This is a genomic window from Stenotrophomonas sp. YAU14A_MKIMI4_1, from assembly GCF_003086855.1.
Taxonomy (GTDB): domain Bacteria; phylum Pseudomonadota; class Gammaproteobacteria; order Xanthomonadales; family Xanthomonadaceae; genus Stenotrophomonas.
Genome location: NZ_CP025998.1, coordinates 2,670,396 through 2,695,252, shown reverse-complemented (window position 1 = coordinate 2,695,252; position 24,857 = coordinate 2,670,396). Strand labels below are relative to the sequence as shown.

At 66.5% G+C, this 24,857-nt stretch carries 23 protein-coding genes; 14 read left to right on the top strand and 9 right to left on the bottom strand.

The window, feature by feature from the left end; all coding sequences use genetic code 11:
- Positions 1 to 756: 756 nt before the first annotated feature.
- Entirely contained in the window at positions 757 to 1,875 is a 1,119-nt protein-coding gene (locus C1931_RS12375) for a lysozyme inhibitor LprI family protein (RefSeq protein WP_234412816.1), read from the top strand.
- Positions 1,876 to 1,964: 89 nt separating this feature from the next.
- Here the strand turns inward: C1931_RS12375 and C1931_RS12370 are convergent, their stop codons facing one another.
- Complete coding sequence (locus C1931_RS12370) at positions 1,965 to 2,954, bottom strand: zinc-dependent alcohol dehydrogenase family protein (protein ID WP_108756575.1); 990 nt, start codon at positions 2,952 to 2,954, stop codon at positions 1,965 to 1,967.
- A 119-nt stretch (positions 2,955 to 3,073) separates the two neighbouring features.
- Between C1931_RS12370 and C1931_RS12365 the strand changes: the two genes are divergently transcribed.
- Both C1931_RS12365 and C1931_RS12360 read left to right on the top strand, forming a co-directional pair.
- Positions 3,074 to 3,994, top strand: coding sequence for a LysR substrate-binding domain-containing protein (locus C1931_RS12365; protein WP_108756574.1), 921 nt, complete (start codon positions 3,074 to 3,076; stop codon positions 3,992 to 3,994).
- A gap of 34 nt (positions 3,995 to 4,028) precedes the next feature.
- Positions 4,029 to 5,447, top strand: coding sequence for a serine hydrolase domain-containing protein (locus C1931_RS12360; protein WP_108756573.1), 1,419 nt, complete (start codon positions 4,029 to 4,031; stop codon positions 5,445 to 5,447).
- On the opposite strand, the gene C1931_RS12355 is transcribed toward C1931_RS12360, so the two are convergent.
- From C1931_RS12355 to C1931_RS20540, 4 genes are all read right to left on the bottom strand, one after another.
- Positions 5,448 to 6,599 carry an aldo/keto reductase gene (locus C1931_RS12355; RefSeq protein ID WP_108756572.1) on the bottom strand — a complete coding sequence of 384 codons (1,152 nt, stop codon included), beginning with the start codon at positions 6,597 to 6,599 and terminating at the stop codon, positions 5,448 to 5,450.
- A 102-nt stretch (positions 6,600 to 6,701) separates the two neighbouring features.
- Entirely contained in the window at positions 6,702 to 7,097 is a 396-nt protein-coding gene (locus C1931_RS12350) for a DUF3037 domain-containing protein (protein WP_108756571.1), read from the bottom strand.
- Positions 7,075 to 7,851 carry a HipA family kinase gene (locus tag C1931_RS12345; RefSeq protein ID WP_108756570.1) on the bottom strand — a complete coding sequence of 259 codons (777 nt, stop codon included), beginning with the start codon at positions 7,849 to 7,851 and terminating at the stop codon, positions 7,075 to 7,077. Before C1931_RS12345 ends, C1931_RS12350 begins: the two co-directional genes overlap by 23 nt.
- A gap of 92 nt (positions 7,852 to 7,943) precedes the next feature.
- Positions 7,944 to 8,984 carry a hypothetical protein gene (locus tag C1931_RS20540; RefSeq protein ID WP_234412657.1) on the bottom strand — a complete coding sequence of 347 codons (1,041 nt, stop codon included), beginning with the start codon at positions 8,982 to 8,984 and terminating at the stop codon, positions 7,944 to 7,946.
- A gap of 284 nt (positions 8,985 to 9,268) precedes the next feature.
- Between C1931_RS20540 and C1931_RS12335 the strand changes: the two genes are divergently transcribed.
- The 6 genes from C1931_RS12335 to C1931_RS12310 all read left to right on the top strand — a co-directional run bounded on the left by C1931_RS12335 (position 9,269) and on the right by C1931_RS12310 (position 16,935).
- Positions 9,269 to 9,883: a hypothetical protein gene (locus tag C1931_RS12335; RefSeq protein WP_108771871.1), complete on the top strand. Its 615-nt coding sequence runs from the start codon at positions 9,269 to 9,271 to the stop codon at positions 9,881 to 9,883.
- A gap of 303 nt (positions 9,884 to 10,186) precedes the next feature.
- Positions 10,187 to 10,516, top strand: a complete 330-nt coding sequence (locus tag C1931_RS12330) for a hypothetical protein (RefSeq protein WP_108753511.1) — start codon at positions 10,187 to 10,189, stop codon at positions 10,514 to 10,516.
- 177 nt (positions 10,517 to 10,693) lie between these two features.
- Positions 10,694 to 13,156, top strand: coding sequence for a prolyl oligopeptidase family serine peptidase (locus C1931_RS12325; RefSeq protein ID WP_108756567.1), 2,463 nt, complete (start codon positions 10,694 to 10,696; stop codon positions 13,154 to 13,156).
- Positions 13,157 to 13,262: 106 nt separating this feature from the next.
- On the top strand, positions 13,263 to 13,592 hold the full coding sequence (locus tag C1931_RS12320) for a hypothetical protein (RefSeq protein WP_159095496.1): 330 nt from the start codon (positions 13,263 to 13,265) through the stop codon (positions 13,590 to 13,592).
- A 135-nt stretch (positions 13,593 to 13,727) separates the two neighbouring features.
- Positions 13,728 to 16,115 (top strand): GH92 family glycosyl hydrolase, encoded by a 2,388-nt coding sequence (locus C1931_RS12315; RefSeq protein WP_108756565.1) that lies wholly within the window; start codon positions 13,728 to 13,730, stop codon positions 16,113 to 16,115.
- 73 nt (positions 16,116 to 16,188) lie between these two features.
- Positions 16,189 to 16,935 carry an SGNH/GDSL hydrolase family protein gene (locus tag C1931_RS12310; RefSeq protein ID WP_234412815.1) on the top strand — a complete coding sequence of 249 codons (747 nt, stop codon included), beginning with the start codon at positions 16,189 to 16,191 and terminating at the stop codon, positions 16,933 to 16,935.
- Between the two features lie 12 nt (positions 16,936 to 16,947).
- On the opposite strand, the gene C1931_RS12305 is transcribed toward C1931_RS12310, so the two are convergent.
- Entirely contained in the window at positions 16,948 to 17,823 is an 876-nt protein-coding gene (locus tag C1931_RS12305) for a LysR family transcriptional regulator (RefSeq protein ID WP_108756563.1), read from the bottom strand.
- A gap of 107 nt (positions 17,824 to 17,930) precedes the next feature.
- On the opposite strand from C1931_RS12305, the gene C1931_RS12300 reads away from it, so the two are divergent.
- Positions 17,931 to 19,055 (top strand): agmatine deiminase family protein, encoded by a 1,125-nt coding sequence (locus tag C1931_RS12300; protein WP_108756562.1) that lies wholly within the window; start codon positions 17,931 to 17,933, stop codon positions 19,053 to 19,055.
- Between the two features lie 10 nt (positions 19,056 to 19,065).
- Here the strand turns inward: C1931_RS12300 and C1931_RS12295 are convergent, their stop codons facing one another.
- Positions 19,066 to 19,611 (bottom strand): thioesterase family protein, encoded by a 546-nt coding sequence (locus C1931_RS12295; RefSeq protein ID WP_108756561.1) that lies wholly within the window; start codon positions 19,609 to 19,611, stop codon positions 19,066 to 19,068.
- A gap of 69 nt (positions 19,612 to 19,680) precedes the next feature.
- Between C1931_RS12295 and C1931_RS12290 the strand changes: the two genes are divergently transcribed.
- The gene (locus tag C1931_RS12290) at positions 19,681 to 20,256 is read left to right on the top strand and encodes a TetR/AcrR family transcriptional regulator (protein ID WP_108756560.1); all 576 of its coding nucleotides are present in this window, start codon (positions 19,681 to 19,683) and stop codon (positions 20,254 to 20,256) included.
- A 24-nt stretch (positions 20,257 to 20,280) separates the two neighbouring features.
- On the opposite strand, the gene C1931_RS12285 is transcribed toward C1931_RS12290, so the two are convergent.
- Positions 20,281 to 20,589 (bottom strand): hypothetical protein, encoded by a 309-nt coding sequence (locus C1931_RS12285; protein WP_108756559.1) that lies wholly within the window; start codon positions 20,587 to 20,589, stop codon positions 20,281 to 20,283.
- Between the two features lie 129 nt (positions 20,590 to 20,718).
- On the opposite strand from C1931_RS12285, the gene C1931_RS12280 reads away from it, so the two are divergent.
- The 3 genes from C1931_RS12280 to C1931_RS12270 all read left to right on the top strand — a co-directional run bounded on the left by C1931_RS12280 (position 20,719) and on the right by C1931_RS12270 (position 22,646).
- Positions 20,719 to 21,099 carry a VOC family protein gene (locus C1931_RS12280; RefSeq protein ID WP_108757752.1) on the top strand — a complete coding sequence of 127 codons (381 nt, stop codon included), beginning with the start codon at positions 20,719 to 20,721 and terminating at the stop codon, positions 21,097 to 21,099.
- Between the two features lie 111 nt (positions 21,100 to 21,210).
- Positions 21,211 to 22,107, top strand: a complete 897-nt coding sequence (locus C1931_RS12275; protein WP_108756558.1) for a hypothetical protein — start codon at positions 21,211 to 21,213, stop codon at positions 22,105 to 22,107.
- A gap of 17 nt (positions 22,108 to 22,124) precedes the next feature.
- Positions 22,125 to 22,646: a hypothetical protein gene (locus C1931_RS12270; RefSeq protein ID WP_108756557.1), complete on the top strand. Its 522-nt coding sequence runs from the start codon at positions 22,125 to 22,127 to the stop codon at positions 22,644 to 22,646.
- 72 nt (positions 22,647 to 22,718) lie between these two features.
- Here C1931_RS12270 and C1931_RS12265 read toward each other — a convergent pair whose 3' ends face one another.
- The gene (locus C1931_RS12265; RefSeq protein WP_108756556.1) at positions 22,719 to 24,827 is read right to left on the bottom strand and encodes a TonB-dependent receptor; all 2,109 of its coding nucleotides are present in this window, start codon (positions 24,825 to 24,827) and stop codon (positions 22,719 to 22,721) included.
- Between the last annotated feature and the right edge of the window lie 30 nt (positions 24,828 to 24,857).

Here is a 24,857-nt window from a genome sequence, read left to right as displayed (position 1 = left end):
CTGCTTTTCGCGATCACCTGACACCCGCGCTGCGCGCGATAGTCGACCAACGGTCGACTCTACCCACGCATGGCCACGGCACTCCCTGATCGATGAGACGGCACCTCTCCGATGCCGAAGATTGCAAACAACGGGCACGCTGGTTGACATGCCCAGTCCCCAACTCCTCGTCGGCCGCCGCTCCGTCATCGGCAATGTGTACGCCCTCACGATGATCTGCAGGGATCGCCGTCCCATCTTCGAAGATCCCGACCACGCCCACATCGCAATGCAGGTACTGGACGCATTGGACCATCAAGGCCTGACCACCTCGTTCGCATGGGTGATCATGCCCGACCACCTGCACTGGCTTGTGCAGCAGGAAAGTCACTCGGTTACTGCGTGCAGCGGTTCAAGGGACGCAGCAGTTTCCTGATCAACAGGCTGCTGAAGCGTGAGGGAGCCTTGTGGCACCCTGGCTACTACGACCATGCGATCCGCAGCGAGGCGTCACTGCGAAAACAGGCGCGCTACATCCTGGGCAATCCCGTGCGGGCGGGATTGGCAACCCGGCTGGGCGAATATCCGTATGGATGGTGCCGCTGGATGACAACGAGGCGGGGTAGAGTTGACCGTTGGTCGACTATCGCGCGCAGAGCGCGGGTGTCAGGTAATCTCGAAAATCCAGTCGACCAACGGTCGACTCTACCGCGCAGCGTGTGGGTCAGGTGATCGCGAGAAGCAGTCGACCGTCGTTGCGGATGGCGATCGGCTAGGATGGCCGCACGCCTCGTCTGCGAAGGAATCGCAATGTCCGTGCGCTGTCTTTCTGTCCGGCCAGTGGTGTCGGCACTGTTGATGTTCCTGTACATGGGGCCTGCGCCCGCTGCGCAGCAGGCAGAGCCTCGCAGGCTGCCCAGCGGCGCCGAGCTGCTGGCTGGAGATGCGCGCCATCTGAGTCCGGCGTATGCCCCCTGCATGGCCAGCGCCGATGCGCTTGACGCCCGCCGGCGCTGCGTCGACACCGAGTTCAAGGTGCATGACGATGCGCTCAACGCGGCCTACCTTGCCGCGCGATCGGCGATGTCCAGCAAAGACCAAGGCGTGCTGCGCGCTCTGCAGCGGCAGTGGCTGGCCCAACGTGACAGCCGGTGCCCGGACACAGGCGTTGCCGCCACCCAGCTGGATGCGCAGCAATGCCGCACACACATGACGCTGCTGCGCGCGCGTCAGTTGCAGGGCAGCGGGGCGGTGGCACTGGTTGCCGAGGCTAAGGCAAGCCTGCTCACGCAAGCGCAGGACGCTCCCTTTACCGCCGATGCCGCGCCCGATGAGCACGGCAGGATCACCCTGCAGCCCGGCCAGGGCGTGATGTCACCCGCGTTGCAGGTCGCGTTCAGGGTGGCCGATTGCAGTGGTACGGACAGCGTGACCACCTGCCAGGTACAGGCCATGGACGTGACCCGCGACGGTCGCGCAGTGGCCGTGACCGGCGTGCAGCCGCGGCTGACCCGTGCCGCTGTCGATGCGCGTGCCGCGTCGGCCATACTGTTGACCGTCGCGGATCTCAATGGAGACGGCACGCCGGATCTGCAGGTCTGGCAGGACAACAATGGTGTCTACAACGTCCCCGTCTACGCGTTCTACCTGTTCGATACCCATGGCAATCGCTATGTGCGTGCCAGAGCACTGGAAGCGGCCATTGCTGGGCGGGACATCGACCAGATCGACAATGGCAGGTTTGTTCTGCGCGCCCAGGTCAGCCCATGCGTGCTCGAGGACGAGGTAATCCAGTTGCGCGGAAGCCAGACGCGCACGTTGCTGGAACGCCGCTACGACACCTGCAAGGGCGAGGCGCCCACAGAACGAGATCTGTTGAACCCGGAACTGCCCTGACAAATCAGCACCCGCGCGCTGGCTGCAGAGCAGTCACAGCGCTGGGGTTGCAGCAGCGACGGACCGGCGGGGTCCGTCGCCGGCGCGGGTTACAGCGTCACCACCACCTTGCCGATCTGCTCATTTGATTCAAGGTAACGGTGTGCGTCCTGGATCTGTTCGAACGGGAACACTCTGGCGATCTTTGGCACCAGCGTGCCCTTGTCCAGACCCTCTACGATGAACGCCTTGGCGCGTTCCAGCGCAGCGTCGTCCGCAACGATTTCCGAGTAGAGATAGCCCTTCAGCGTCAGCGACTTGCCCAGCACGTTGAACAACGGGAATGGGGTGGGATCGCTGCTGAGTGCACCGTACTCCAGCAGGATGCCGCCGCGGGCCATCGCCTCGGTCAGCGGCACGAACTGTGGACCGCCGATGGGGTCGAACACCACGCGCGCGCCCGCGCCGTCGGTAATACGCGCCACTTCTGCTGCCAGGTCCTGCGCCTCGGTGGCGATGACATGGGCGGTGCCGGCGTCCAGCAGGGCCTGGCGCTTGCCCGCCCCGCGGGTGACGGCGATCGGCGTTGCGCCCACCGCATTGGCGATCTGGATCGCGGCCAGGCCGACGCTGCTGCTGGCGGCGGTGATGATGACGAAATCGCCGGCGGCCAGGTGCGCCTGCTCCAGCAATGCGCCCCAGGCGGTGACGTACTGCATCCAGACCGCGGAAGCCGCTTCGAAGCCCAGCGCAGGCGGATGCTTGACGACCAGCCGTGCCGGCACGTTGGCCAGCTCGCCGTACGTGCCCCAGCGAGCGATATCCAGCGGCGGCACCACGCTGACCGCATCGCCGGCGCTGAACCCGCTTACCGCGCTCCCCGCCGCTTCGACAACGCCAGCTGCTTCGTAGCCCAGTCGACTGGGAAACTGCGCTTCCTGCAGATAGGCCCCGTTGCGGAACATCACCTCGGCGCGGTTCAGGCCGATGGCCTTCACTCGGATCTGGATCTCGTCGGCGGCGGGGGCGGGAACTTCGATATCGTCGATGCGCAGCACCTCGGCGGTGCCATAGTTGTGAATGCGGACAATCCTGCTCATTGGGGGCTCCAGAAATGGGGGAGGGCGCGCGAGCGCCTGGGAAGGCTGCCCACTGTGCGCGTGGTCGCGACGGCAGAGAAGGGGTAATCTGGGGTTTCATTGAAAAACAATTGTTTGCAATGGACCTTATTGCGCCTCTTCGAACCTTTGCCAAGGTGGCCGAGGCCGGCTCATTCGCCGCAGCGGCCGAAGCGTTGGACCTTTCACCCCAGCTGGTAGGCAAGCACATCCAGGCGCTGGAACAGCATCTGGGCGTTCGCCTGCTCAATCGCACCACACGCAAGCAGAGCCTGACCGACTTTGGCCAGGCCTATCTGACGCGTGCCCGGGTCATCCTGGAGGAGGTGGAGGGCGCCGAGCAGTTGGCCGAGGTGGCGCGCGGACGGCCGATGGGACGCCTGCGCATCAGTGCGCCGGTCACCTTTGGCGTGCACGCGCTCGGTCCAGCAGTGGTGGCCTACATGCAGCAGTACCCGGACGTGCAGGTGGACCTGAACCTGTCCAACAGCCTGGTGGACATCGTCGACGAGGGCTATGACCTGGTGTTCCGTACCGGTGACCTGGTCGACAGCGGGTTGGTGGCGCGCAGACTGGGGCCGTATCCGCTGGTGCTGTGTGCAGCACCCGGTTACCTTGCCTCGCGCCCCGCCATTGTCCATCCGAGCGATCTGAGCCGGCATGAGTGTCTGGGCTTTGCCCATTCGGTCATACGCACGCGCTGGAGCTTCCGTGGCGCTGACGACAACGTGCTGACCGTAGCAGTGTCCAGCCGCCTGCTGGTCAATCAGGCAGAGCCGCTGTTGACCGCCGCGCTGGGCGGTCTGGGGCTGGTCCTGCAGCCCTATGAAATGCTGGCCCCGGCGTTGGCGCGCGGTGCACTGGTGGAGGTGCTGCCCGATTACGTACCGGTGTCGCCGTGGGTGAGCCTGGTGTACCCGCGTGATCGACAGTTGACCCCCAAGCTGCGCAGTTTCCTGGATTTCTGTCTGGCGCGCTTCAGTCCGCAGAGCATGGCACGACCGGGCGGCGCGATAGGCTAGGATGCGCTGACGCTCCGTTCGCGAAGGAATCGCCATGTCTGCGTGCCGTCGTTCCGCCCGCCTGCTGCAGCGGGTGCTGTGGGCTCCACTGCTTCTGGCGCTGGTCGCCGCCAACGCGACCCCACCTGCGCCTGATGCCCGCACAGCCGCCGATGACTGGCTGGCCGCGTTCAATGCCGGCAGCCTGCAGCAGCTGCAGGCCTTTGCCGAGCGCTATGCCAAGACCGAAGGCGGCACCCCGCAGGACTATCTGGAATTCCGCGACTCCACCGGGCCGCTGAAGCTGCTGGAGGTACGGCAGAGCACGCCAATGCAGACCACCCTGCTGGTGCTGGGCGAGCGCAGCGAGCGCGCGCTGCTGGTGCACGCGCAGATGGATCCGGCCCATCCGGCGCAGCTGAAACAGTTCCACCTGGAAGGTACGCCGACGCCGAAGCAATACCAGCCGGCCCGCGTTCCGCTGCCGCAGTTGATGTCCGATGCGCGCACGAAGCTGGATGCGTTGGCGGCCCGCGATGCCCTGTCCGGCAGCGTACTGGTCGCGCAGAACGGGCGCGTGCTGCTGGAATGGACGGGCGGGCTGGCCGACCGTGTCGCGAAGACGCCGGTGGCGGCGCATACCCGCTTCCGGCTGGCTTCATCCAACAAGATGTTCACCGCGGTTGCCATCCTCCAACTGGTGCAGGCCGGCAAGCTTGGTCTGGACGATACGATCGGCAAACACCTGCCGGACTACCCGAACACGACCGTCGCCGAAGCGGTGACCGTGCGGCAGCTGCTGAACCACACCAGCGGCCTGGGCGACTTCTTCGCGGATGATTTCGAACAGTACTCCGCATCATTGAAGACGCTGGACGACTACGTGCAGCGCTTCGCCAAGGATGCGCCGCAGTTCACGCCCGGCAGCCAGGACAGCTACTCGAACTACGGCTTCATCGTGCTCGGGCGCCTGATCGAGGCGGTGTCCGGCCAGTCGTACTACGATTATGTGGATGCGCGCATCCTGCGACCGGCAGGCATGACCGGCACCGGCTTCGAGCCGGAAGCGGTGGACGTTCCACAGCGTGCGGTCGCCTACACTCGGGTGGATGGGCAATGGGCGCGCGAAACGAAGACGCTGCCCTGGCGTGGCATGTCCGCCGGCGGCGGCTACAGCACCGCCGGCGACATGCTGAAGTTCTGCGAAGCGCTGCGCAGCGGCGCACTGGTCGCGCCAGAGCTGCTGCAGCAGGCCACGCGCGCACAGAACCACAAAGGGTGGTATGGCTACGGCTTCGTGGTACAGGGGCAGGGCCGCCAGCGCCAGTACGGGCACGAGGGCGGCGCACCCGGGTCGAACAGTGCCATCGTGGTGCTGCCCGAGCAGGGTTACGTGGTGATCGGGCTGGCCAACGTCGATCCGGACGCGGTGGGCAATGTGGTCAACTACATCGCCCGGCGCCTGCCGCTTTGATCAACGCTTGCCGGGAACCGGCGCATCGGCGGCAATCAGTTTTTCCTGCTTCAGCTCGGCCCAGAAATCGGCGGGAATGGCGATGGCCATCGAGGCCACGTTCGCCTGCACCTGCTCGGCGCTGCGCGCACCGGGAATGATCGAGGAAACCACCTCGGGCGCATCGGCAAACTGCAGGGCGGCAGTGCGCAGGTCGATGCCGTGGCGTTCGCAGATGGCGGCGATGCGTGCACGTTTGGCCGGTGCCCACTCGGGAATCGGACTGCCGTACAGGTAGCGCTCGCGGCCGGTCAGATAGCCGGCCAGCAGGGGTGAGCCGACCATCACCGACACGCCTTTCTCGGCCAGCTTCGGGAAGGTGTCGTGCAGGGTGGCTTCGTGGTCCAGCAGCGAGTACTGGCAGGCCAGCAGCATGATGTCCGGATCGGCTTCTGCCACCGCGCGCAACGCGGGCTGGGGGCGATTCACGCCGAAGCCCCAGGCCTTGATCAGCCCTTCCTCGCGCATGCGCGTCAGCTCCGGCATGGCGCCCTTCAGGGCCTCGGCGAAGCGTTGTTCCCAGGGCATGCCCAGGTCGGTGTTCTCAGGCGAAAGATCATGGATCAGTACGATATCCAGCTGCGCCACGCCCAGCCGGTTCAGGCTGTCTTCCACCGAGCGCCGGGTGCCGGCCGCGGAGTAATCATAGGCGTAGCGGAACGGGGCCGGGTCGTGCCAGTTGGTCTTCTTCAACGGTCCGGCGGTGCCGGTCAGCAGGCGCCCGGTCTTGCTGGACAGCGTGTACTGGTCCAGCGCGTGGGTGTGCAGTTCGCGGCCCATGCGCCGTTCGCTCAGGCCCAGCCCGTACCACGGCGATGTATCAAACGTGCGGATGCCGGCCGCCCACGCGGCGGCCATGGTGGCTTGTGCGGCCGCATCGGTGGTGGGCGCCAGGCTGCCGCCCAGCGGCGCCCCGCCCAGTCCCAGGCGGGTCTGCGGGCGATAGCGACCACCTGCCTGCGGCGGGTTGCGGGCCAATGTGGCCCCAGGGCGCGGGGTGCCGCGGGTCGGCAGTACGCTGCCCGGCGCAGGCGATTGCGCGAACAGCGGTGCGGTGGCCGAAAGAGCGGCCGCAGCGGCGGCCAGGGAAAGGAAGCGGCGTCGTGAGGTCACGTCAGTCTCCTGTGCGGAAGGCGGGCGGGTGTCTCGCAGAGCCGTTTCACTGTACCGCGCAGGTGTGTCGGGCGCGTTCACGCGCGGCGCCCGCTCGCACGCTCAGCGCAGCGGCACCCGCACCATCCTGTTCATCAGGTGTTCCACCACGCCGGCCGGATCGGCGCTGCGGCCCACGTGCGTGCTGGACATCTGCACGATGGAGCTGCGCTTGGCGGTGAGGAAATGGAAACGCGCGCGCGCGGGCAACTGCGCGATCGGGCCCGCGTTGGCGTCGCCGCGGCAGATCGCCACGATTGCATCCAGCCAGGGCTGCAGCGCGTCCTGGTCGAGTGCGGGCGCGAACGCGTGCATGCGCGCCGGGTCGATCTCAATGGCCGCTTCCAGATGGCGAGCGCCAGGGCAGGAGACGATCACCCCGACGTTGATGAATTCTTCGCGTTCCACCCGCGGTACCACGCGGATGACCGCATAGTCATACGTGTGCAGCGTGGGCACGGATGGCCTCCTGCACGAACACGGCACGTACCTTCAGGCGGTGCTTGAGATAGTTGATATAGCCCTGGCGGTAGGCCTGCGGGCTGTCGAAGGCCGGCTCGTTGACCAGCCAGCTGTCCGGTACCAGGCCGACGATGCGCTCGATTTCCGCATCGGGAAGGCGCGCGGCCAGTTCGGCATCCACCTCGGCGATGCGGCTGGCGAAGGACAGCAGCACGTGGTCGCGGATCAGCGTGAAGGGCTTCTCGCAGGCATCGGCGGCGTTGTCCCAGTCGTGATGGAAGTACATCGCCGCACCGTGGTCGATCAGGTACAGCTTGCGATGCCAGACCATCAGGTTGGGGTTGCGCGTGGTGCGGTCCACGTTGCTGGTGAAGGCATCGAACCAGACGATGCGCGAGGCCAGGTCGGCGTCGACCGGCATGGCGGCCGGGTCGTAGTTGATCGCGCCGGGCAGGTAGTCCAGGCCCAGGTTCAGGCCTTCGCTGGCGCGGATCAGGTCCTGGATCTCCGGGTCCGGTTCGGTGCGGGCGAACTCGCTGTCCAGCTCAACGAACAGGAGTTCCGGAATCGGCAGGCCCACGCTGCGGGCCATTTCGCCGGCGATCAGCTCAGCAATCAGGGCCTTGGGCCCCTGGCCGGCGCCGCGGAACTTGAGCACGGCCATGCCGTCGTCGTCGGTCTCGACCACGGCGGGCAGGGAACCCCCTTCGCGGAGAGGGGTGATGTAACGGAGGGCATGGACGGTGCGCATGCGCGCATTCTAGCGTGGCGTGCGCAGGGAGCGCCGGAGGATCTTCCGCTGTGCCGGTGCCCGGCAGCCTCGGAGGGGCTGCCGACCGCCTTCTATTGCACGCTCACCAGGCGAACGCAGTCGTGCACTGCCTGGCCATTGGCTGCAGCGTGTTCCGGGACCGTGTCCACCTTGATGCTCAGCTGCGCGCGCTCAAAGCGGTGGTAGATGGTCCGGCCGTGCTCGCCGCGCACCGTTTCCCGGGCAAATCCCGCCGCATGAAGCGCCGTTGCGAACCGGTTGAAATCCACCTGGCAGATGGCGGTGGCCTGCGCCTTCTGCTGTGGACCGGTGTCGATGAAGTTCAGATCCAGTCGCGCGTCCGGCGTGCCAGCCTGTTTCACTTCCAGGCCGTAGCTCCACTCAGAAGTGAGGGCGCCACCATAACCGAAGTGACCGGGTGCGAAGGTGCGGGCGGGCTCGCGCAATGCGGCGGATACGCGCTCGAGGGTCAGGTCGCTTCCGGAGGTTGTGGTCTGGATCAGTTCGAGCAGACGCAACAGTAGCTGTCCGGCGCCCAGTGGTGTGGTGGGCAGGTTATCCGAGGCCGCTGCGACCGCGGCGCCAGGACGTTGCGCTGTCGGCGCGGTGCTCGCCTTGATGGTCATCCCGCGAATGCAACGCTTGCCTTTGCTTTCCTGGGTGCCTGATGCTCCTATCGTATCAACGGATATATCTATTCCAGGCTTTGCAAATGCTTCAGACACCGGCCTCCCGTGCTCGCCATGGACGGTGGCGTTCGAGAATCCCGACTGGACAAGTTCCGAGGAGGCCTGCTCAAAATCCATTGCGCAGATTGCGTCAGTGCTGGCAGACCTTGAGGGCGTCGAATCAAAGAAATCGAGGTCCAGGCGCTTGCCCGTCCTTACATTTCCGGAAAGCTCCAGTGCGAACGTCCAGTCTGATCCGACTCTGTCGCTGTAGCCAACGCGGCCATCGCCGAGATCTTCCGCGGGCGAGCCGAGCATGGATGCAAGCGTTTCTCTGTCTATTTCATTCGGGGATGAAACGCTGGCAGCAAGTTCTACAACCCTTCTCAACAGCTGATCAGCAGCCAGTGGAGAATGCGCTGTAGGCGCTGTGGCGCTGGCCATCCTTGCTGGGCTCTTGCTTTCGTGCGCCTCTGAATAGCGGCTGCAAAAGCTTGAGAGCATGATCAGAATCACCGCGCAGAGGCGTGCGGGTTGCCGTCTAAAAGTCATGATTCCGGTCTCTCTGAGGGAGCTTTTCTGAGCATCGCGCGTTGCCGTTGAAGAGGCAATGAGCAATCGTTTGCTTCTCTGCATGACGATGGTTGATCGATGCGGTGTGCGCAGTTTACGTTTAAGCCCCCCGTCGCGACGTGCGTACGCGGTTGGCAACGGAATGGAGCAATGCGATGGCGTGGGGTGTTGACGAAATCTATCTGGCTGCGACAGCGCGGGCGATGGCTTGGGCTGCGTCATCGTCGTTCGCGCACCTGGCATACGTGGTGAAGGACCCGGTTGCATCGTGCTGGACGCAGAGCTTGCATCGCCACGAAGTTGGCAAGTCGGGCCTGCTGGTGCTCCGCGGTGTGGGCAGTCCGGAGGGGAGTCAGTCCGGGCGCACGCCGGGTGCGGTGCACTGGACCGGGCTGCTGCCGGACGCAGGCGCGGCGCCGGCCGATGCAACTGTCGGCGCGCAGCTCCAGGCCTATATCACGCAGGTGGACATGCGCGGCCTGGATGCGCCGGATACCTTCCGTATGTGGTTGCGCGATCTGTCGCACCGCCTGCAGCAGCCGGTGATGTTCTACACCGCATCAACGTTCGGTGGGTCATACGACTACGACTATGCGCTGACCTACACGCCGCAGGAGCGTCTGCATGCAACGCGTTTCGACGGCCTGCGTCCCTGCAGCCCAACGGCGCTGCAGTCAGGCCTCGCGTGCCTGTCGATCACGCTGCCAACTACCTTTTTCGCGCTGCACGAGCGGGCTTTCGACTGGCCGTCGCGGGCGTTGCTGCGCTGAGCCAGCAGAGTCGGCTGCTGCTGTCGGAGTGACCACGGCCGTATGAATGCGTGGGGCTTCAGCTGTGCTTCCTGCAGTGGGTGAACTTACCGGAGGTCGCGCAGCATCGGCACCGAACGTAACGGCCGCTGTCTGCCAGTACCCGTGTCCCTGCATTGGACCCGATCTTCACTTCCCCCTGCCGCAGCCGATGGCAGCATCGAGCCGTGGGGAGACTGAACCGGCCAGGATGGCCGTGGTGTACGCAAGCTGCCATCCTTCAAGCGTTTCCACGATGTACTTGCAGGCTTTGGAGGTGCACCGATGAGCGACGAATCCATTCCCATGCTGCCGCCACTGGACAACGCCAAGGCGCGGCAGATGATCGGCAAGGTGGTTCTGGTTGGCATCACCCGTTATGGCGGGGATGGCCAGATGCGCGATCAGCAGCAGTATTCAGGCACCGTGCTGCGCATCAGCGCCGAAGAGGGCGTGGTGCTGGCCGACGAGGACGATGGCCACGAGCATTATCTGCCGCCGATGCTGGACCAGTACCGGCCGGCCGAGCCGGGTGAGTATCAGCTGCGCACCGGGGGCGCCATCGTGGTGGACCCCGATTACCTGACCACCTGGGATCTGCACGCCCAGCAGTAGAACACCGACCCCGTTTCGCCGGGCATGGCCCGGCGCTACCGGAGGTTGCCAACGCCCGTGGTAGCGCCGGGCCATGCCGGGCGTGCATTGCTTCCGGCCCATGGACGGGCGGGGCCGGGGTGCTAGATTCGGTGCATGCCCATAGCACGGGCACCGGATCGAACCCAGGGGTTGAGGATGCTCATTCGTCGTACGTCACTGGCAGCGGCCATCGCCGTTGCTTCCTTCGGCCTGCTGGCCGCCGGCCCGGCACTTGCCGATTACGCAAAGCCGCCAGAACAACTGCTCAAGGTGCTGAAGGCACCGCCGCCGCCGGTTCCCAGCGTGGACCCCAGCGGCCAGCGCCTGTTGCTGACCACCGCACAGACCTATCCGTCCATCGCCCGCGTGGCCCAGCCGTACCTGAAGCTGGCCGGCGTGCGCCTGGAGCCGAAGAACCGCAGCCGCCATGACACTCCCGGTGGTTACGGCATTCCGGCCTGCGTGGCCGACTTCAGCGTGGTGGAAATCGCCAGTGGCAAGACCACCCCGGTGACGCTGCCGCAGGGCTGCGCCGGTGGCGCTCAGTGGTCGGCCGACGGCCGCCATTTCGCGTTCCAGAATGCGGTGGCCGACAGCGTGCAGCTGTGGGTGGGCGACGCCGCCACCGGCCAGGTCAAGCAGGTGCCGGGCGTGCAGCTGAACCCGATCTTCGGCAGCACCGTGCAGTGGCTGGGCGGCAGCAGCAACCTGCTGGTGAAGCTGGTGCCTGCCAATCAGGGCGCCGCGCCGTCCAACGGCGGCGTGCCGACCGGCCCGGATGCACAGGAATCGCTGGGCAGCAGTGGCGAGAGCAGCACCTACGAAGCGCGCGATACGCTCACCAGCGTGCACGATGAAAAGCTGTTCGCGTACTACGGCGCTTCGCAGCTGGCCGTGGTCGACACCGCCAGCGGCCATGTGCGCCCGGTGGGCAGCGCCGCGATCTTCAACGACGTGAGCGCGGCGCCCGATGGCGTGCACGTGCTGACCGAATCGATCAAGCCGCCGTTCTCGCATGCGGTCACCTACCAGCGCTTCGCCAACGATGTGGCGGTGCTGGACATCAGCAGTGGCAAGAGCACCGCCATCGCCAGCCTGCCGCTGGCCGACCGCGTGCCGGTGCACGGCGTGCCCGAAGGCCCGCGCGGTTTTGACTGGCGCTCCACCGATCCGGCCACCCTGGTCTATGCCGAAGCGCTGGACAAGGGCGACTGGAAGGTGACCGTACCGCACCGCGACCGCGTGCTGATGCTGAAGGCGCCGTTCAACGGCAAGCCGGTGGAGATCGCCCGCACCGCGCAGCGGTTCGAAGGCCTGGCCTGGTCGGCCGACCCGGCGGTGTCGTTCCTGTTCGAGAATGATGAGAACCGGCACTGGGTGCAGACCCGCATCGTCGATGTCGACCAGCCGAAGAAGGCAGGTCGCCTGCTGTGGGACATGTCCAGCGATGAGCTGTACGGCGATCCGGGCAACCTGGTGTTCAAGCGCCTGCCCAACGGCGCGGCCGTGGTGCGCCAGGAAGGCAATTTCGTGTTCCTGCGCGGGCAGGGGGCTTCGCCGCAGGGTGACCGCCCGTTCCTGGACCGCCTGGACCTGGGTTCGCTGAAGAGCGAGCGCCTGTTCCGCAGCGATGCCGATGCCTACGAGCAGTTCCTTGGTTTCAGCAACACGCCCGGCCGCTACCTGACCTGGCACCAGTCGGTGATGGACCCGCCGAACGCCTTTGTGCGCCAGCAAGGCGAAGCGGTGGCCGCTGCGAAGGAAGGCGAGGCGCAGTTCGCCTCCACTGCTACCGCACTGACCACGCTGACCGACCCGACCCCGGAAGTGCGGCAGATCAAGAAGCAGCTGGTGACCTACAAGCGCGCCGATGGCGTGGATCTGTCCTTCACCCTGTACACCCCGCCGGGCTACAAGGAAGGCCAGCGCGTGCCGGCCATCCTGTATGCCTATCCGGCGGACTTCGCCAATGCCGCGCAGGCCGGGCAGGTGTCCGGTTCGCAGCAGACCTTCACCCGCCTGCAGCCCTACCGGCTGATGCTGCTGGCCGGTTACGCGATCATCGACAACGCCTCGTTCCCGATCGTCGGCGATCCCAAGACTGCCTATGACACCTACCTGGAGCAGCTGGAAGCCGACGCCAAGGCGGCGGTGGACAAGGCCGTGGACATGGGCGTGGTCGACCGCAACCGCATCGGTGTGACCGGCCACAGCCACGGTGGTCTGATGACGGCCAACCTGATCGCCCACACCAACCTGTTCAAGGCGGGCGTGGCGACCAGCGGCTCGTACAACAAGACCTTCACCCCGTTCGGCTTCCAGAACGAGCGGCGCTCGGTGTGGCAGGCGCAGGACGTGTACCTGAAGGCCTCGCCGTTCTTCTACGCCGACAAGATCAAGCTGCCGCTGCTGCTGGTACACGGCGAGGACGATGCCAACCCGGGCACCGAACCGTTCCAGTCGCGCAAGCTGTACCAGGCGATCCGTGGCAATGGTGGTACCACCCGCCTGGTCATGCTGCCCAACGAGCCGCACTGGTACACCGCGCTGGAATCGAACGAACAGCTGGTATCGGAAATGCTGAACTGGTTCGACACCTACGTGAAGAACGCCCGGTAACGTCGAGCTCGCTCGACTGCCTTTGTAGAGTCGAGCTCGCTCGACTGCTGTAAACAGGGCCGCCCCAGGGCGGCCCTTCTTGCCACGGATACTCATGACAAAGGCTGTGCAGAAAATCTCAGCATGGGGATGGCTGCTGATCGGCCTGTTGTCCAGCGGCACAGCCGCCGTGGGTTGCACCGCGCTGGGCCGGTTTGCGATCCCGCAGTTCGTTGAGCGGTTTGCCGAAGCGGGCCAGCCGCTGCCGCTGATCACCCAGCTGTTTGCCAACAATTACGGGCTGGCCTGGCTGGGTCCAGCGCTGGTGGTTGCCGCCTGGCTGGCAGGACGTGCGCGGCTGTCGGCGTTGATCGGCAGCGTGGCGGTGATGCTGGCAACTCCGCTCGCCCTGTTTGCCGCCTACCTGCCGTTGTTCAAGCTGGGCACGTTGTACTGATCGGCGCGCGGCCCGATGGCCGCGATCGTGACCGGGTACCGCCAACCATGACCTCCGGCCCGTCGCAGGGCGCTCAGCGCGTACTACTCTCAGTGATTCAAGGCGCGTGCGTGCCACCTTCCACTGGAGTTGTCGATGTCCCGTTCGTTGCTGGTCGTCGTTTCCGCAGTGTTGACGCTGTCCCCGCTGCCGCTGCTGGCCGCCAGGGCGCCCGCACAGGACCTGGCCGCCGAGGTCAATCCTTTCATCGGCACCACCAACGCCGGCAACGTCTACCCGGGGCCCACGGTGCCCTTCGGCATGGTGGCCTTCAGCCCGGAAATGACCGCGCTGCCGGGCAAGCGTTTTCCCATTGCCGCCCCCGGTGGCTACGAGTGGCGCAGCAACGGCGTGCGCGGTTTCAGCCTGACCCACGTCAATGGAACCGGCTGTACCGGTGCCAGCGGCGATATTCCGCTCATGCCGGTCACGCTGCCGGTAGAGCTGTCGCCGTCTTCAGCCGATGCCGGCATGCGTTACACCAGCCTGCTGGACCACCGTAAGGAATCGGCCAGCCCCGGCGCCTACACACTCACCCTGGACAACGGGGTGGCGGTCAGCCTGGCGGCCACGGCGCGCACCGCGGTCGGCCAGTTCCAGTTCCCGGCCGACAAGCCGGCAAACCTGCTGTTCCGCACCTCCGACAGCGAAGTGGGCAGCAGCGATTCGACCCTCATCATCGACCCGTCCACGCGCACCGTGCGCGGTTCGGTCACCAGCGGCAACTTCTGCGGCTATCTGGCTGAAGATCGCCGCGAGAGCTACTACACCCTGCATTTCGTGGCCGAGTTCGACCAGCCCTTCGAGGTGGGGGGCACCTGGCGCGATGACACAGTGCAGGCCGGCGCACGCGAGGGCGGCGGCGGCACCACCTATGGCAGCAAGGGCCACCCACCGGCCGGCAAGGGCGCGGGTGGCTGGATCAGTTTCGATGCCACGCGCACGCCGGTGGTGACCGCACGCATCGGCATTTCCTACGTGGATGAAGCCGGCGCGCGGGCCAACCTGCGCCGCGAGAGTCCGCAGGGCACCACGGTGGCCGCCACCCAGGCCGCCACGCGTGCGAAGTGGAATGACCTGCTGGGCCAGGTGCGGGTGCAGGGTGGCACGCCCGATGAGCGGACCGTGTTCTACACCGCGCTGTACCACGCCATGCTGGCGCCCAACCTGCACAGCGATGCCGATGGGCGTTACCGCGGCATGGACGGCAGGGTGCATGCGCTGGCCAAGCGGCAGCAGGCGCAGTACGCCAATTACTCGGGCTGGGATGTCTACCGTTCGCAGCTGCAGCTGCTGACCCTGCTGCAGCCGCAGGTGGGCTCGGACGTGGCGCAGTCGCTGCTCAACCAGGCCGACCAGAACGGCGGGGTGTGGGATCGCTGGACCCACATCACCGGCGCCACCGGCGTGATGAACGGTGATCCATCGCCGCCGTCGGTGGCGGCCATCCATGCGTTCGGCGGGCGCAGTTTCGATCTGCAGCGTGCCTACGCCTCGCTTAAGAAGGCCGCGACCGTTCCGACCGCGCGCGATCTCGACACGCGTGGTTGCCCGGTGTTGTGCGTGGGCCAGCGCCCGGGCCTGGACCAGTGGCTGGCGCTGAACTACATGCCCGAAGGAGCACCGGGGTGGGGGAGCGCGGCCGATACGCTGGAAATGGTCAGCGCCGATTTCGGCCTGTCCGAACTGGCGCTGGCGGCCGGCGATGTGCAGGGGGCGCGCCAGTTCCGTGAGCGCTCCGGTTGGTGGCGCAATCTGTACAACCCGAAGGCCACCGCGCAGCAGGGCTACATCCAGCCGCGCAACGCAGATGGCAGCTGGCCGGCGTTCGACCCGGCCGCCGACGAAGGTTTTGTCGAAGGCAGCGGTGCGCAGTACCTGTGGATGGTGCCGTTCGATCCCGCCGGGCTGTTCGCAGCATTGGGTGGGCGCGAGGCCAGCATCGCGCGGCTCGATGCGTTCTTCCGCAAGCCCGACGGTACATGGGCGGTGACCAAGTCCGGCCCGCTGCACGCCGAACTGGACAACGAACCATCCATCGCCGCGCCGTGGCTGTACAACTTCCTCGGCCAGCCGTGGAAGACCCAGGAAACCGTGCGGCAGGCGATGAGCCAGATCTGGACCAACACGCCCGAGGGCATGCCCGGCAACGATGACCTTGGCCAGATGTCGTCGTGGTACGTGTGGTCGGCGCTGGGCCTGTACCCGGTGTACCCGGGTCGCGCGGACCTGGTGATCGGCAGCCCATTGTTCACCGAAGCGGTGATCACCCGCCCGGGTGCGAAGATCGTGGTGCGTGCACGCGGCGCAGCGATGGATGCGCCGTACGTGCAGTCGCTGCGGGTGGACGGCAGGGCCAGCAACGCAAGCTGGCTGCCGGCCAGTTTCGTACAGCGCGGCGGCACCCTGGACTTCGAGCTGGGTAGCACCAAGAACGAGCAGTGGGGCGCGCAGGATGTTCCGCCCTCCCACGGCCCCCGCTGATCCAGAGTCTTCAGGAACAACAATGATCCACTTTCTACTCACCCGATGCTGCGCCACCGCAGTGGCCCTCGCAATGAGCGCCACCTGCGCACAGGCGCAGCCGCCCGTGGCGATCAATCCTTTGCTGGTGAAGCCCGTGGACCAGCTCCGCCCGGATGAGGTGCGCTACATGCAGCAGCGCCTTTCCGACTGGGCCGATCTGGGCCGCTACCGTGAAGCCAATGCGCGCGTGCCCGCCAAGCAGGCCGGCGTGCCGCGCGTGCTGTTCTTCGGCGATTCCATTACCCAGGGGTGGGGCGAAAAGGATCCTGCGGCGTTCTTCCCCGGCAAGGGCTATCTCAACCGCGGTATCAGCGGGCAGACCACGCCGCAGATGCTGCTGCGCTTCGGCCAGGATGTCATCGCGCTGCAGCCGGACGTGGTGGTCATCCTTGCCGGTACCAACGATATCGCCGGCAACACCGGTGCCAGCACGCAGGCGATGATCGAAGACAACCTGCACGCGATGGTCGAGCTGGCGCGCGTGCACGGCATACGCGTGGTGATGGCGTCGGTACTGCCGGTGAGCGAGTACCCGTGGATGCCGGGCATCGAACCTGCGCCGAAGGTGCGCGCCCTGAATGCCGCGCTCAAGCAGTACGCCCACGCACAGGGGCTGGTGTATCTGGACTATTACGCGCTCATGGCCAACGCCGCCGGTGGCCTCGATCCCGCGTTGGCCGCCGATGGCGTGCACCCCACCGCGAAGGGTTATGCGCTGATGGCGCCGTTGGCCGAGGCCGCTATTGCGCGCGCATTGGCACAGAAGCCGCGCCGCTAGAGCGCGCGCTGCTCAGGCAGCGTGGCCATCGCGGTCGGCCAGCGCAGCGCACAGCCACTGGCAGAAACCTTGTACCAGAGGGTCTTCCGCGCTGTCGTCGTGGACCAGCCAACTCCACTGCGGGCCACGTACCCGCGCTGTGGCGAGCGGATGCAGCAGGCCGCGTTCGCGGGCGGTGGCCGACAGCAGCTCGCTGACCAGGGCAATGCCCAGGCCCTGGCAGGCGGCATCCAGCAACTGCCCGGGCTCGGAAAAATTCATGCCTTCGCTGCGCTGGCCAACGTCGGCGCCACCCTGTACCTGCCATTGGCTCCAGTCCATTTCGCGCTCGCCGTGCAGGGTCAAGCGCTGTGCGCTGGGGCGTGACAGCAGATCCGGATGGCAGGCGGGATACAGCTGGTCCTGCAGCAGCACGCGGAACTGGCACTCGGCCTGTGCCTGCAGATCGTCGCGCACCGCGATGTCCACGGTCTGGGTGGTCATGTCCGGCGGGTCTTCGCTGGTCAGCAGCCACAGGTCGGCTTCGGGAAAGCGATCGGCGAAGGCCGACAGCCTGGGGACCAGCCAATGGCGGGCAAAGGCGGGCGTGGTGTTCACGATCAACTGGTTGGGCTTGCGGTACTGATCGAGCCGCCGGATGCCACTGGCCAATTGACGCAGCAGGGCCTGGGTGGTTTCCAGCAGATCAACGCCGGCATCGGTGAGCGTCACGCTGCGCCCCTGGCGGAAGAACAGCGGTTGCTGCAGGGACTCTTCCAGGCCCCGGATCTGCTGGCTGATGGCCGATTGGCTCAGGTGCAGCGCTTCAGCAGCACGATGGAAACTGCCCAGCCGGGCAGCCGCCTCGAAGCCACGCAGGGCCGTGAGTGAGGGCCAGTGCTTGAGCATTTCAGATAAGCAGAAGTGATCAGTAGTTGGGCAAATTTATCGTTTGTGCTTAACAGTGGGCAAGCGCAGCATGCAATTCATCCCTTGCGCCCCTGTCGGAGCCCGCCATGAACACCCGTCGCCACTTCCTGAACCAACTGGCCGCTGCTGCCGGTCTGGGCGCCGTCGCGGCGCTGGGCCTGGGCGGCACGGTCACGCGTGTGCAGGCATCGACTGCGCCTGGCTGGCGCATGCCCGACGAGCACGGCCCGCAGGAACGGGTGTTCCTGGCCTTCGCGGCGCAGCCGCGGGTCTGGGGGGCGCAGGCCGGTGCCGTGAACGAGGCCATTGCCCGCCTGGCACGCACCATCGCGCGGTACCAGCCGGTCAGCGTGCTGTGCCGGCCGGCCGATCTGCCGTTGGCGCAGGCGCGTTGCGGCCGCGACAACATCGAATTCCTGGACGTTGCGCTGGATGACATCTGGGTGCGCGACTACGGCGGCTGCTTCGTTACCGACCACCGCGGTGGGCTGGGCCTGGTCGACTTCAACTTCAATGGCTGGGGTGGCAAGCAATTCGCGCGCAACGATGGCGCCGTGGCGCGCTGGTTGGCACAGGCCACCGGTGCCACCCTGCTGGAAAGCGATCTGGTGGGCGAGGGCGGTGGCATCGAGGTCGATGGGCATGGCACGGCCATCCTCACCGAAAGCTGTTGGGTGAACCGCAACCGCAATCCGGGCTGGTCGCGTGCCGATATCGAAGCCGAACTGAAACACCATCTCGGCCTGCGCAAGGTCATCTGGCTGCCGGGCATTGCCGGTGAAGACATCACCGATGCACACGTGGATTTCTACGCGCGCTTCGTGCGCCCAGGCGTGGTGATCGCCAACCTGGACAACGATCCGGAATCCTACGATTACGACCTGACCCGCGAGCATCTGGGTATCCTGCGCGCAGCGACCGATGCCGACGGTCGCAGGCTGCAGGTGCATACGCTGCCGCCGCCGCTGGGTGGGCGCGACAACGTGCATACCCGTGACAATGATGATCTGGCCCGGGGCTACATCAATTACCTGCCGATCAATGGTGCGGTGATCGCACCGCAGTTTGGCGATGCGAAGGCCGATGGCTACTGCCGTGAACTGCTGCAGGACCTGTATCCCGGTCGCACCATCGAGCAGGTGGATATCGATGCGATTGCTGGCGGTGGCGGCGGCATCCACTGCGTCACCAAGAACATGCCGCAGGTCTGAGCGGCGCTGCTCAGCCGTCGTCGCGCTTCAACGCCGCATCTGCCGCCAGCAGCGCTTCGGCCGCTGCACTCAGTGGCGGCGAGGGCGGCGTAGTGCTGCCAATGGCCTCCATCATCCGTTCCATGCCGACGAAGGCACGCGCGCGCCGGTCGTAGATGCCGGTGACCAGCAACGCCCGCGTGGCGATTTTCTGTTCCGGCCCGATCAGTACGCGTTGTTCCATGATCACCCGCGTGCCCACCCAGCCGGCAAGTCGGGTTTCCAGGGTGTAGCGCTGGAACGGGCGCAGTTCGCGGCGGAACTGGATGGTGCCGGCGCCGACGATGGGCGCCCATTTCTCGCGCAGCGCCACCTTGCCCAAGCCCATGCGCAGGATCAGGTCCAGCCGGCCCAGATCGAAGATGTTCCAGTAGCGGCCGTTGGTCATGTGCAGGTTGCTGTCCAGGTCGTTGGGCAGCACGCGGAACTGCAGGCGTGACACCCCGAACGGGGCATCCAGGCGCGGGCGGAAGAGGCTGCACAGCAGCAGGTGGAGCAGGCGGAACCAGAGATTCATGGCTATGACGACTGTTATAGAACGGGCGTTACGCTAATCTATGACGACTGTCCTAGCAAGGAGCCCAGCATGAGCCCACGCGCGAGCGATGCCCCCCAGCGTGTCATCGATGCGGCGGCCCAGATGCTGGCGCGGGTGGGCCTCAATGCCACCAGCATCCGCGAGGTCACCAAGCTGGCCGAAGCCCCGCTGGGGTCGACCTACCACCACTTCCCCGGCGGCAAGCAGGAACTGCTGGCCAAGGCCACGACGCTGGCCGGCGACAAGGTGGAAGCCCTGCTACTGGAACTGCTGCGCGATGGCGCCGTGCCTGGTCTGGAACGATTCCTGGCGATGTGGCGCGAGCGCCTGCTGCGCTCGCAGTTCCGGGCCGGCTGCCCGGTACTTGCCGCGGCCGTGGAAGAGCCCGTGGAGGCGGATGCCAGCCAGCCGCGCGCGGCGGCGGCCGAGGTGTTCGCGCGCTGGCAGGGGCACCTGGCCCAGGCCTTCATCAGCGATGGTCATGCGCCGGAACAGGCCGCGGCTCTGGCCAGCCTGGTCATTGCCAGCGTGGAAGGCGCGGTGGCGATGAGCCGCGCGCTGCAGGACATCGCCCCGTTCGACCAGGTAGCCGCGCAACTGCTGAAGGCGGCGCGCGTGGGTTGAGCGGTCGGCGGGTTGAGCAGCGTGCTATTTGAACAGCATGTAGAGCCAGCCGAGCAACACCGGAACCACCACCGAAACGATCGATGCCGCCAGCCAGCACAGGTAACCGACCTGCGCCGGCAAGCCCTGCCGCTTCAACGCCCAGGCATGCAGTGGCAGCACCAGCAGGGCCTGTACGACCAGGGCAGCCAATGCAGCCATCCAGAGCAGGATGACCCCCAGGCAGCCGTCGCTGAAGCAGTAGGTGGCGGCCCACGATCCCCAGCCGGCCAGGCCGATCATCGGCACGAAAAGAAGGAGCGCAAGGGGGCGGGTGAACTGGCGGGCCTGCATGGCGTGCAACGTCCTGTGTCAGGCCAGCCACGATAGCGGCCCCGCTGCAGCAGCGCCATGCCGCAGTCACGTTCATTCGCGGTTAGAATCGGCCATCACCACCACCGCGTGCCCGGCAAGGATGTCCGCATGCTGCACCACCTCTCCCTGGGTGTCCGTGATCTGGATACCGCCGCGCGTTTCTACGATGCCGCCCTGGCAGCGCTCGGTTTCCGCCGCGTGTTTGAGGACGACGAGGCGATCGGCTACGGCCTGATCGACGATGAAGACATCCTGTGCCTGAAACAGCGTGACGATGCGCTGGCGCCCGGGCCGGGCTTCCATCTTGCGTTTGCCGCACGGTCGCGCGAGGCGGTGGATGCATTCCATGCCGCGGCGCTGGCCACGGGCGGGCGTGACAACGGTGCCCCCGGGCTGCGCACCGATTACGGCGACCATTACTACGCCACCTTTGTTGTCGACCCGGATGGTCATCGCATCGAGGCTGTCTACAAGGGAGCAACGCCTTGACCGCACTGGGTTGGCTGGCGCAGACGCTGGCGCCCGATGTGGTCACGCCGATCCAAGTGGCGCGCGCGCCGTAGCGTGGCGCCAAGGTTGCAGGACGAAGCAGGGAGGATCATGCACGTACGCATCACCTGGAGGCGCATCTTGTGGTTGGTCGCGGCCTTTGTGGCGCTGGCGCTGCTGGTGGAGCGCGCGTGGCAGGCGCCACCGGTCCGCATCGGTCCAAGGCCCGTGGTGCTGGGCACTGCGCAGATGCAGGCCGAGGTGATGGCGCTGGCGATCCGGCAGGTGCGGCCGCCTTGGCCGCCGATGCCGCCGCCGCTGGTGGTCAGGGCGTTCCCGGTGGAACAGGCCGCAGCCCTGCCGCCTCCGTCCTCGCCGCACACAGGTACAGCGGTTCCGGCTGCAAGGGCGGACATGACCACGCCCGCCGACACCGCGCCTGCGGTGAAGAATGTCGGGCGCTGGCGACCACCGCGACAGCCCACGCTGGATACCCCGGCGCCTTCGTGGGCCAGGGTGATGGAGTGGACGTTGCCTTTCTGCAGGCAGCGGCCCGCCATGACCGATTGCCAGAATGATGCTCCGCTGGCCCGTTTCCCCGATGACGAAGGTGAGGCGCTGTTCCGGCTGCGGCAGGAACTGGAGGCTGCACAGCGCGCCGCCAATGCGCGGCGTTCGCGTGTGCCCGAGCAGGCGCTGGCGGGTGCGCAGCGCATGACCCTTCAACAGTTGCAGAGGACGAAGGCGGAGGGCGGGCCGGGCTGCGACGGGAACGTGACCCAACGGCAGCTGCAGATCGTTTCGCTGTCACGCCCGGTGTTCAGTGTCGACGGGCAGTGGGCGATGATTTCGGTGGTCAGTGGCAGCTGCTTCAGCGGCCATGGTCAGCAGGAAAAGTTCCTGCTGCACCGAGAGGATGGCCGTTGGGTATTTGAGCGGGAGGACTGGGCGGCGGAGTACGCAGCCGCCGTGGGGCGTGCCCCGATACGGGGCGAACAGATCAACTGACAGGAAGGAGACGCGAAATGGATATCGCAATGCGCAGCAACAGCATCTGGTTTCGATGGGCGTTGGGGGTGGTTCTGGCGCTGCTGCTGCCGCTCACCGGCCTGGCACAGTCGTCGCCTCCCGCCGCGGTGCCGGCTACCGAAGCGGCGACCGCCAGCGAAGAGGCGAAATGCCGTGCCTGCCGCTACGAACGCGTCGGGCGCGAGGTGGATATCGCCCTGGTGGTGTTGATCGCCGTGTCGCTGGTCAGCGTGCTGGTCGCGCTGTCGCGCGAATGGGGTACGACCTCGCAGCGCTGGACGTGCCGCAGCCTGGCGTTGTTCATGCTGGCCGTGGGGGCGGTGCTGCTGTGGCGCGCGGGCACTGTGCTGTACCTGGGCTACAACCCCTGGCAGGAAGATGCGGCAGCCGTTGATGCGGGGTGGGCCACTGCACTGCTCAGCACATCGCCGAAGTGGCTGATGGCGGTGCTGCTGATCGGCGCTGCACCGACGCTGTGGAAGCGCAGCGAGCGACTGCCGCGCTGGCGTATTTCCTGATCCTCATCGTCCGGGCTTGAATCACTTCTGCGCTGGCGGGCGCCGGGATGTTCCCGGCGCCAATCGCCGTGCTCAGTCGAAGCGCCAGCGCATCCCTGCATAGACGCCACGGCCTTCGCCCGGTGTCGAACGGGCCACGTCCTTGCCGGCGTCGTCATAGCCGGGCGTGACCGTTGCCGCGTAATGGCGGTCGCCGATGTTGCGCACTTCGGCCCAGGCCTGCCAGCGGCCACCCGGTGCGTCGTAACCGATGCGGCTGCCGAAGATCACGTGGCTGTCGGCCCAGTAGCTGTTGGCGTAATCCACGGCAATGCGCGAGGCATATTCGGTGTTCAGCGCCGCGTACAGGCCCGAGACGTGATCGAAACGCAGTTCGGCCTGGTAGCTGTGCTGCGGCAGGCCGGGCAGGCGGTTGCTGCCGAAGCGCGCATCGTGGCGATAGCGGAAATCGCTGAAGGTGTACGCCTGGCGCAGTGACAGGCGGCCCGGCACGCCCTGCCACAGGGTGCTGTCCAGGCCGGCTTCAATGCCACGGTGCACGGTAGGGCTGGCGTTGTTTTCGGCGATGAACAGGTTCGGCACCGGTTGCAGTTCCACCGTCAGCAGCTCGTGGTTCACGTGCGCGTAGTAGCCGGTCAGCTCCCAGCGGCCGAGCGCCGCGTCACCGCGCGCACCCAGTTCCAGCGTGGTGGCGGTCTGGTTCTGCATCGGCACCGGGCTGCGCTGGCGGCCGGTGGACGGCCCGTTGCCCGCAGCGAAGTATTGGTTCGAACCCCAGATCATCGACCACGGATGCGGCGCTTCCACCGAACGGCTCAGGTTGCCGAACCACTGCGTCTGCGCGCTGTGCTGCCAGGTGAAGCCCAGGCGCGGCGCATAGTCCCAGTCGTGCTCGCGCAGGCGGCCACTACTGCTGGGCCAGGTCACCTGCACGTCGCGCTGGGTGTTGATCAGGGCCAAGCCGGTCTGCACGCGCAGGCGCTCGTTCAAGGCCAGGCTGTTGCTGATGTGCAGGGTGCTGTCGGTGCCGTGGTGGCGGAAATCACGCGTGCGGGTACCGGCGGCGTAGCCATTGCTGGCAAAGCGCAGCGACTCGCGCACGTTCGCCTGCAGGTCGTGGGTTACGCGCAGGCCGACGGTGGTTTCGCTGTCCCGCCCGAACAGCAGATGGCGACGGTGGTAGTCCAGCGTGGCATTCAGATTGGCGTAATCCAGCTGCTGGCGGTACAGGCTCTCGTTCAAGTCCATCGGGTACTTGTGATAGACCAGCCCGGCCTGCAGCGAGGAATCCTCGTCGATCTGCAGCGTGGTCATGTTGCCGATCCAGGTGCTGCCCGGCTGCGGGCGGCGCGCGTCGATGGCCAGGTTGGCGGCGTTGGCCGCGCGTGGGTCGTTGCGGATCTGCGCGCGGGTCAGGCGTCCGGGCGTTTCGTGATTGGTCTCGCGGTAGCGCACGAAGAAGCGGGTCTGCAGGTCCGGGGTGATCTGCCAGCCGATGTTGGCCATCGCGCCCTTGCCATCGCCACGCGCGTGGTCCTGGTAGCCGTCAAACTCGGTATCGGTATAGGCGAGGAAGTAGTCGACATCGCCGCTGACGCCGCCCCAGCTGATGCCGCGCTTCTGGTAGCCACGGCTGCCGGCTTGGTAATGCAACTGCACACCGGCCGAATCACGGCCGCTGCGGCTGACGTAGTCGATCGCGCCGCCAAGTGCCAGCGCACCGCGCTCGAAGCCGTTGGCGCCGCGCAGCACCTCCACCCGCGACAGCCACAGCGGTTCCAGCAGTTCGTAGGGCGTGCCGCCCGCGCCGGTCAACGGCAGGCCATCGAGGGAAACGGCGATGCCCGAGGCATGCGCGCCGGGTCCACGGTTGATGCCTGAGCCGCGGATCGACACCTTGGTGCCCTCGTTGCCCGGCGACTGCGCACTGATGCCCGGCTGGTAGGCCAGCACATCGGCGCTGCTGGACAACCGGCTGTCGGCCTTGGCCACATCGATGACATTGCTGGCGCCCGGCACGCGCTTCAGCGCCTCACGTGCCTGCGCGCTGGCATCGGCAGCGGTCACCTGCACGGCATCGAGGGTGGTGGCCTGCGGGGCGGCGTTGGCCGGGGCAGCAAGGCTGAAGGACACGGCCAGGAACAGCAGCGACGGGGTGGGGCGGTACGACGGAAGCGACATGCGGACAGGCTGTAAACCACGAAAGTGGCG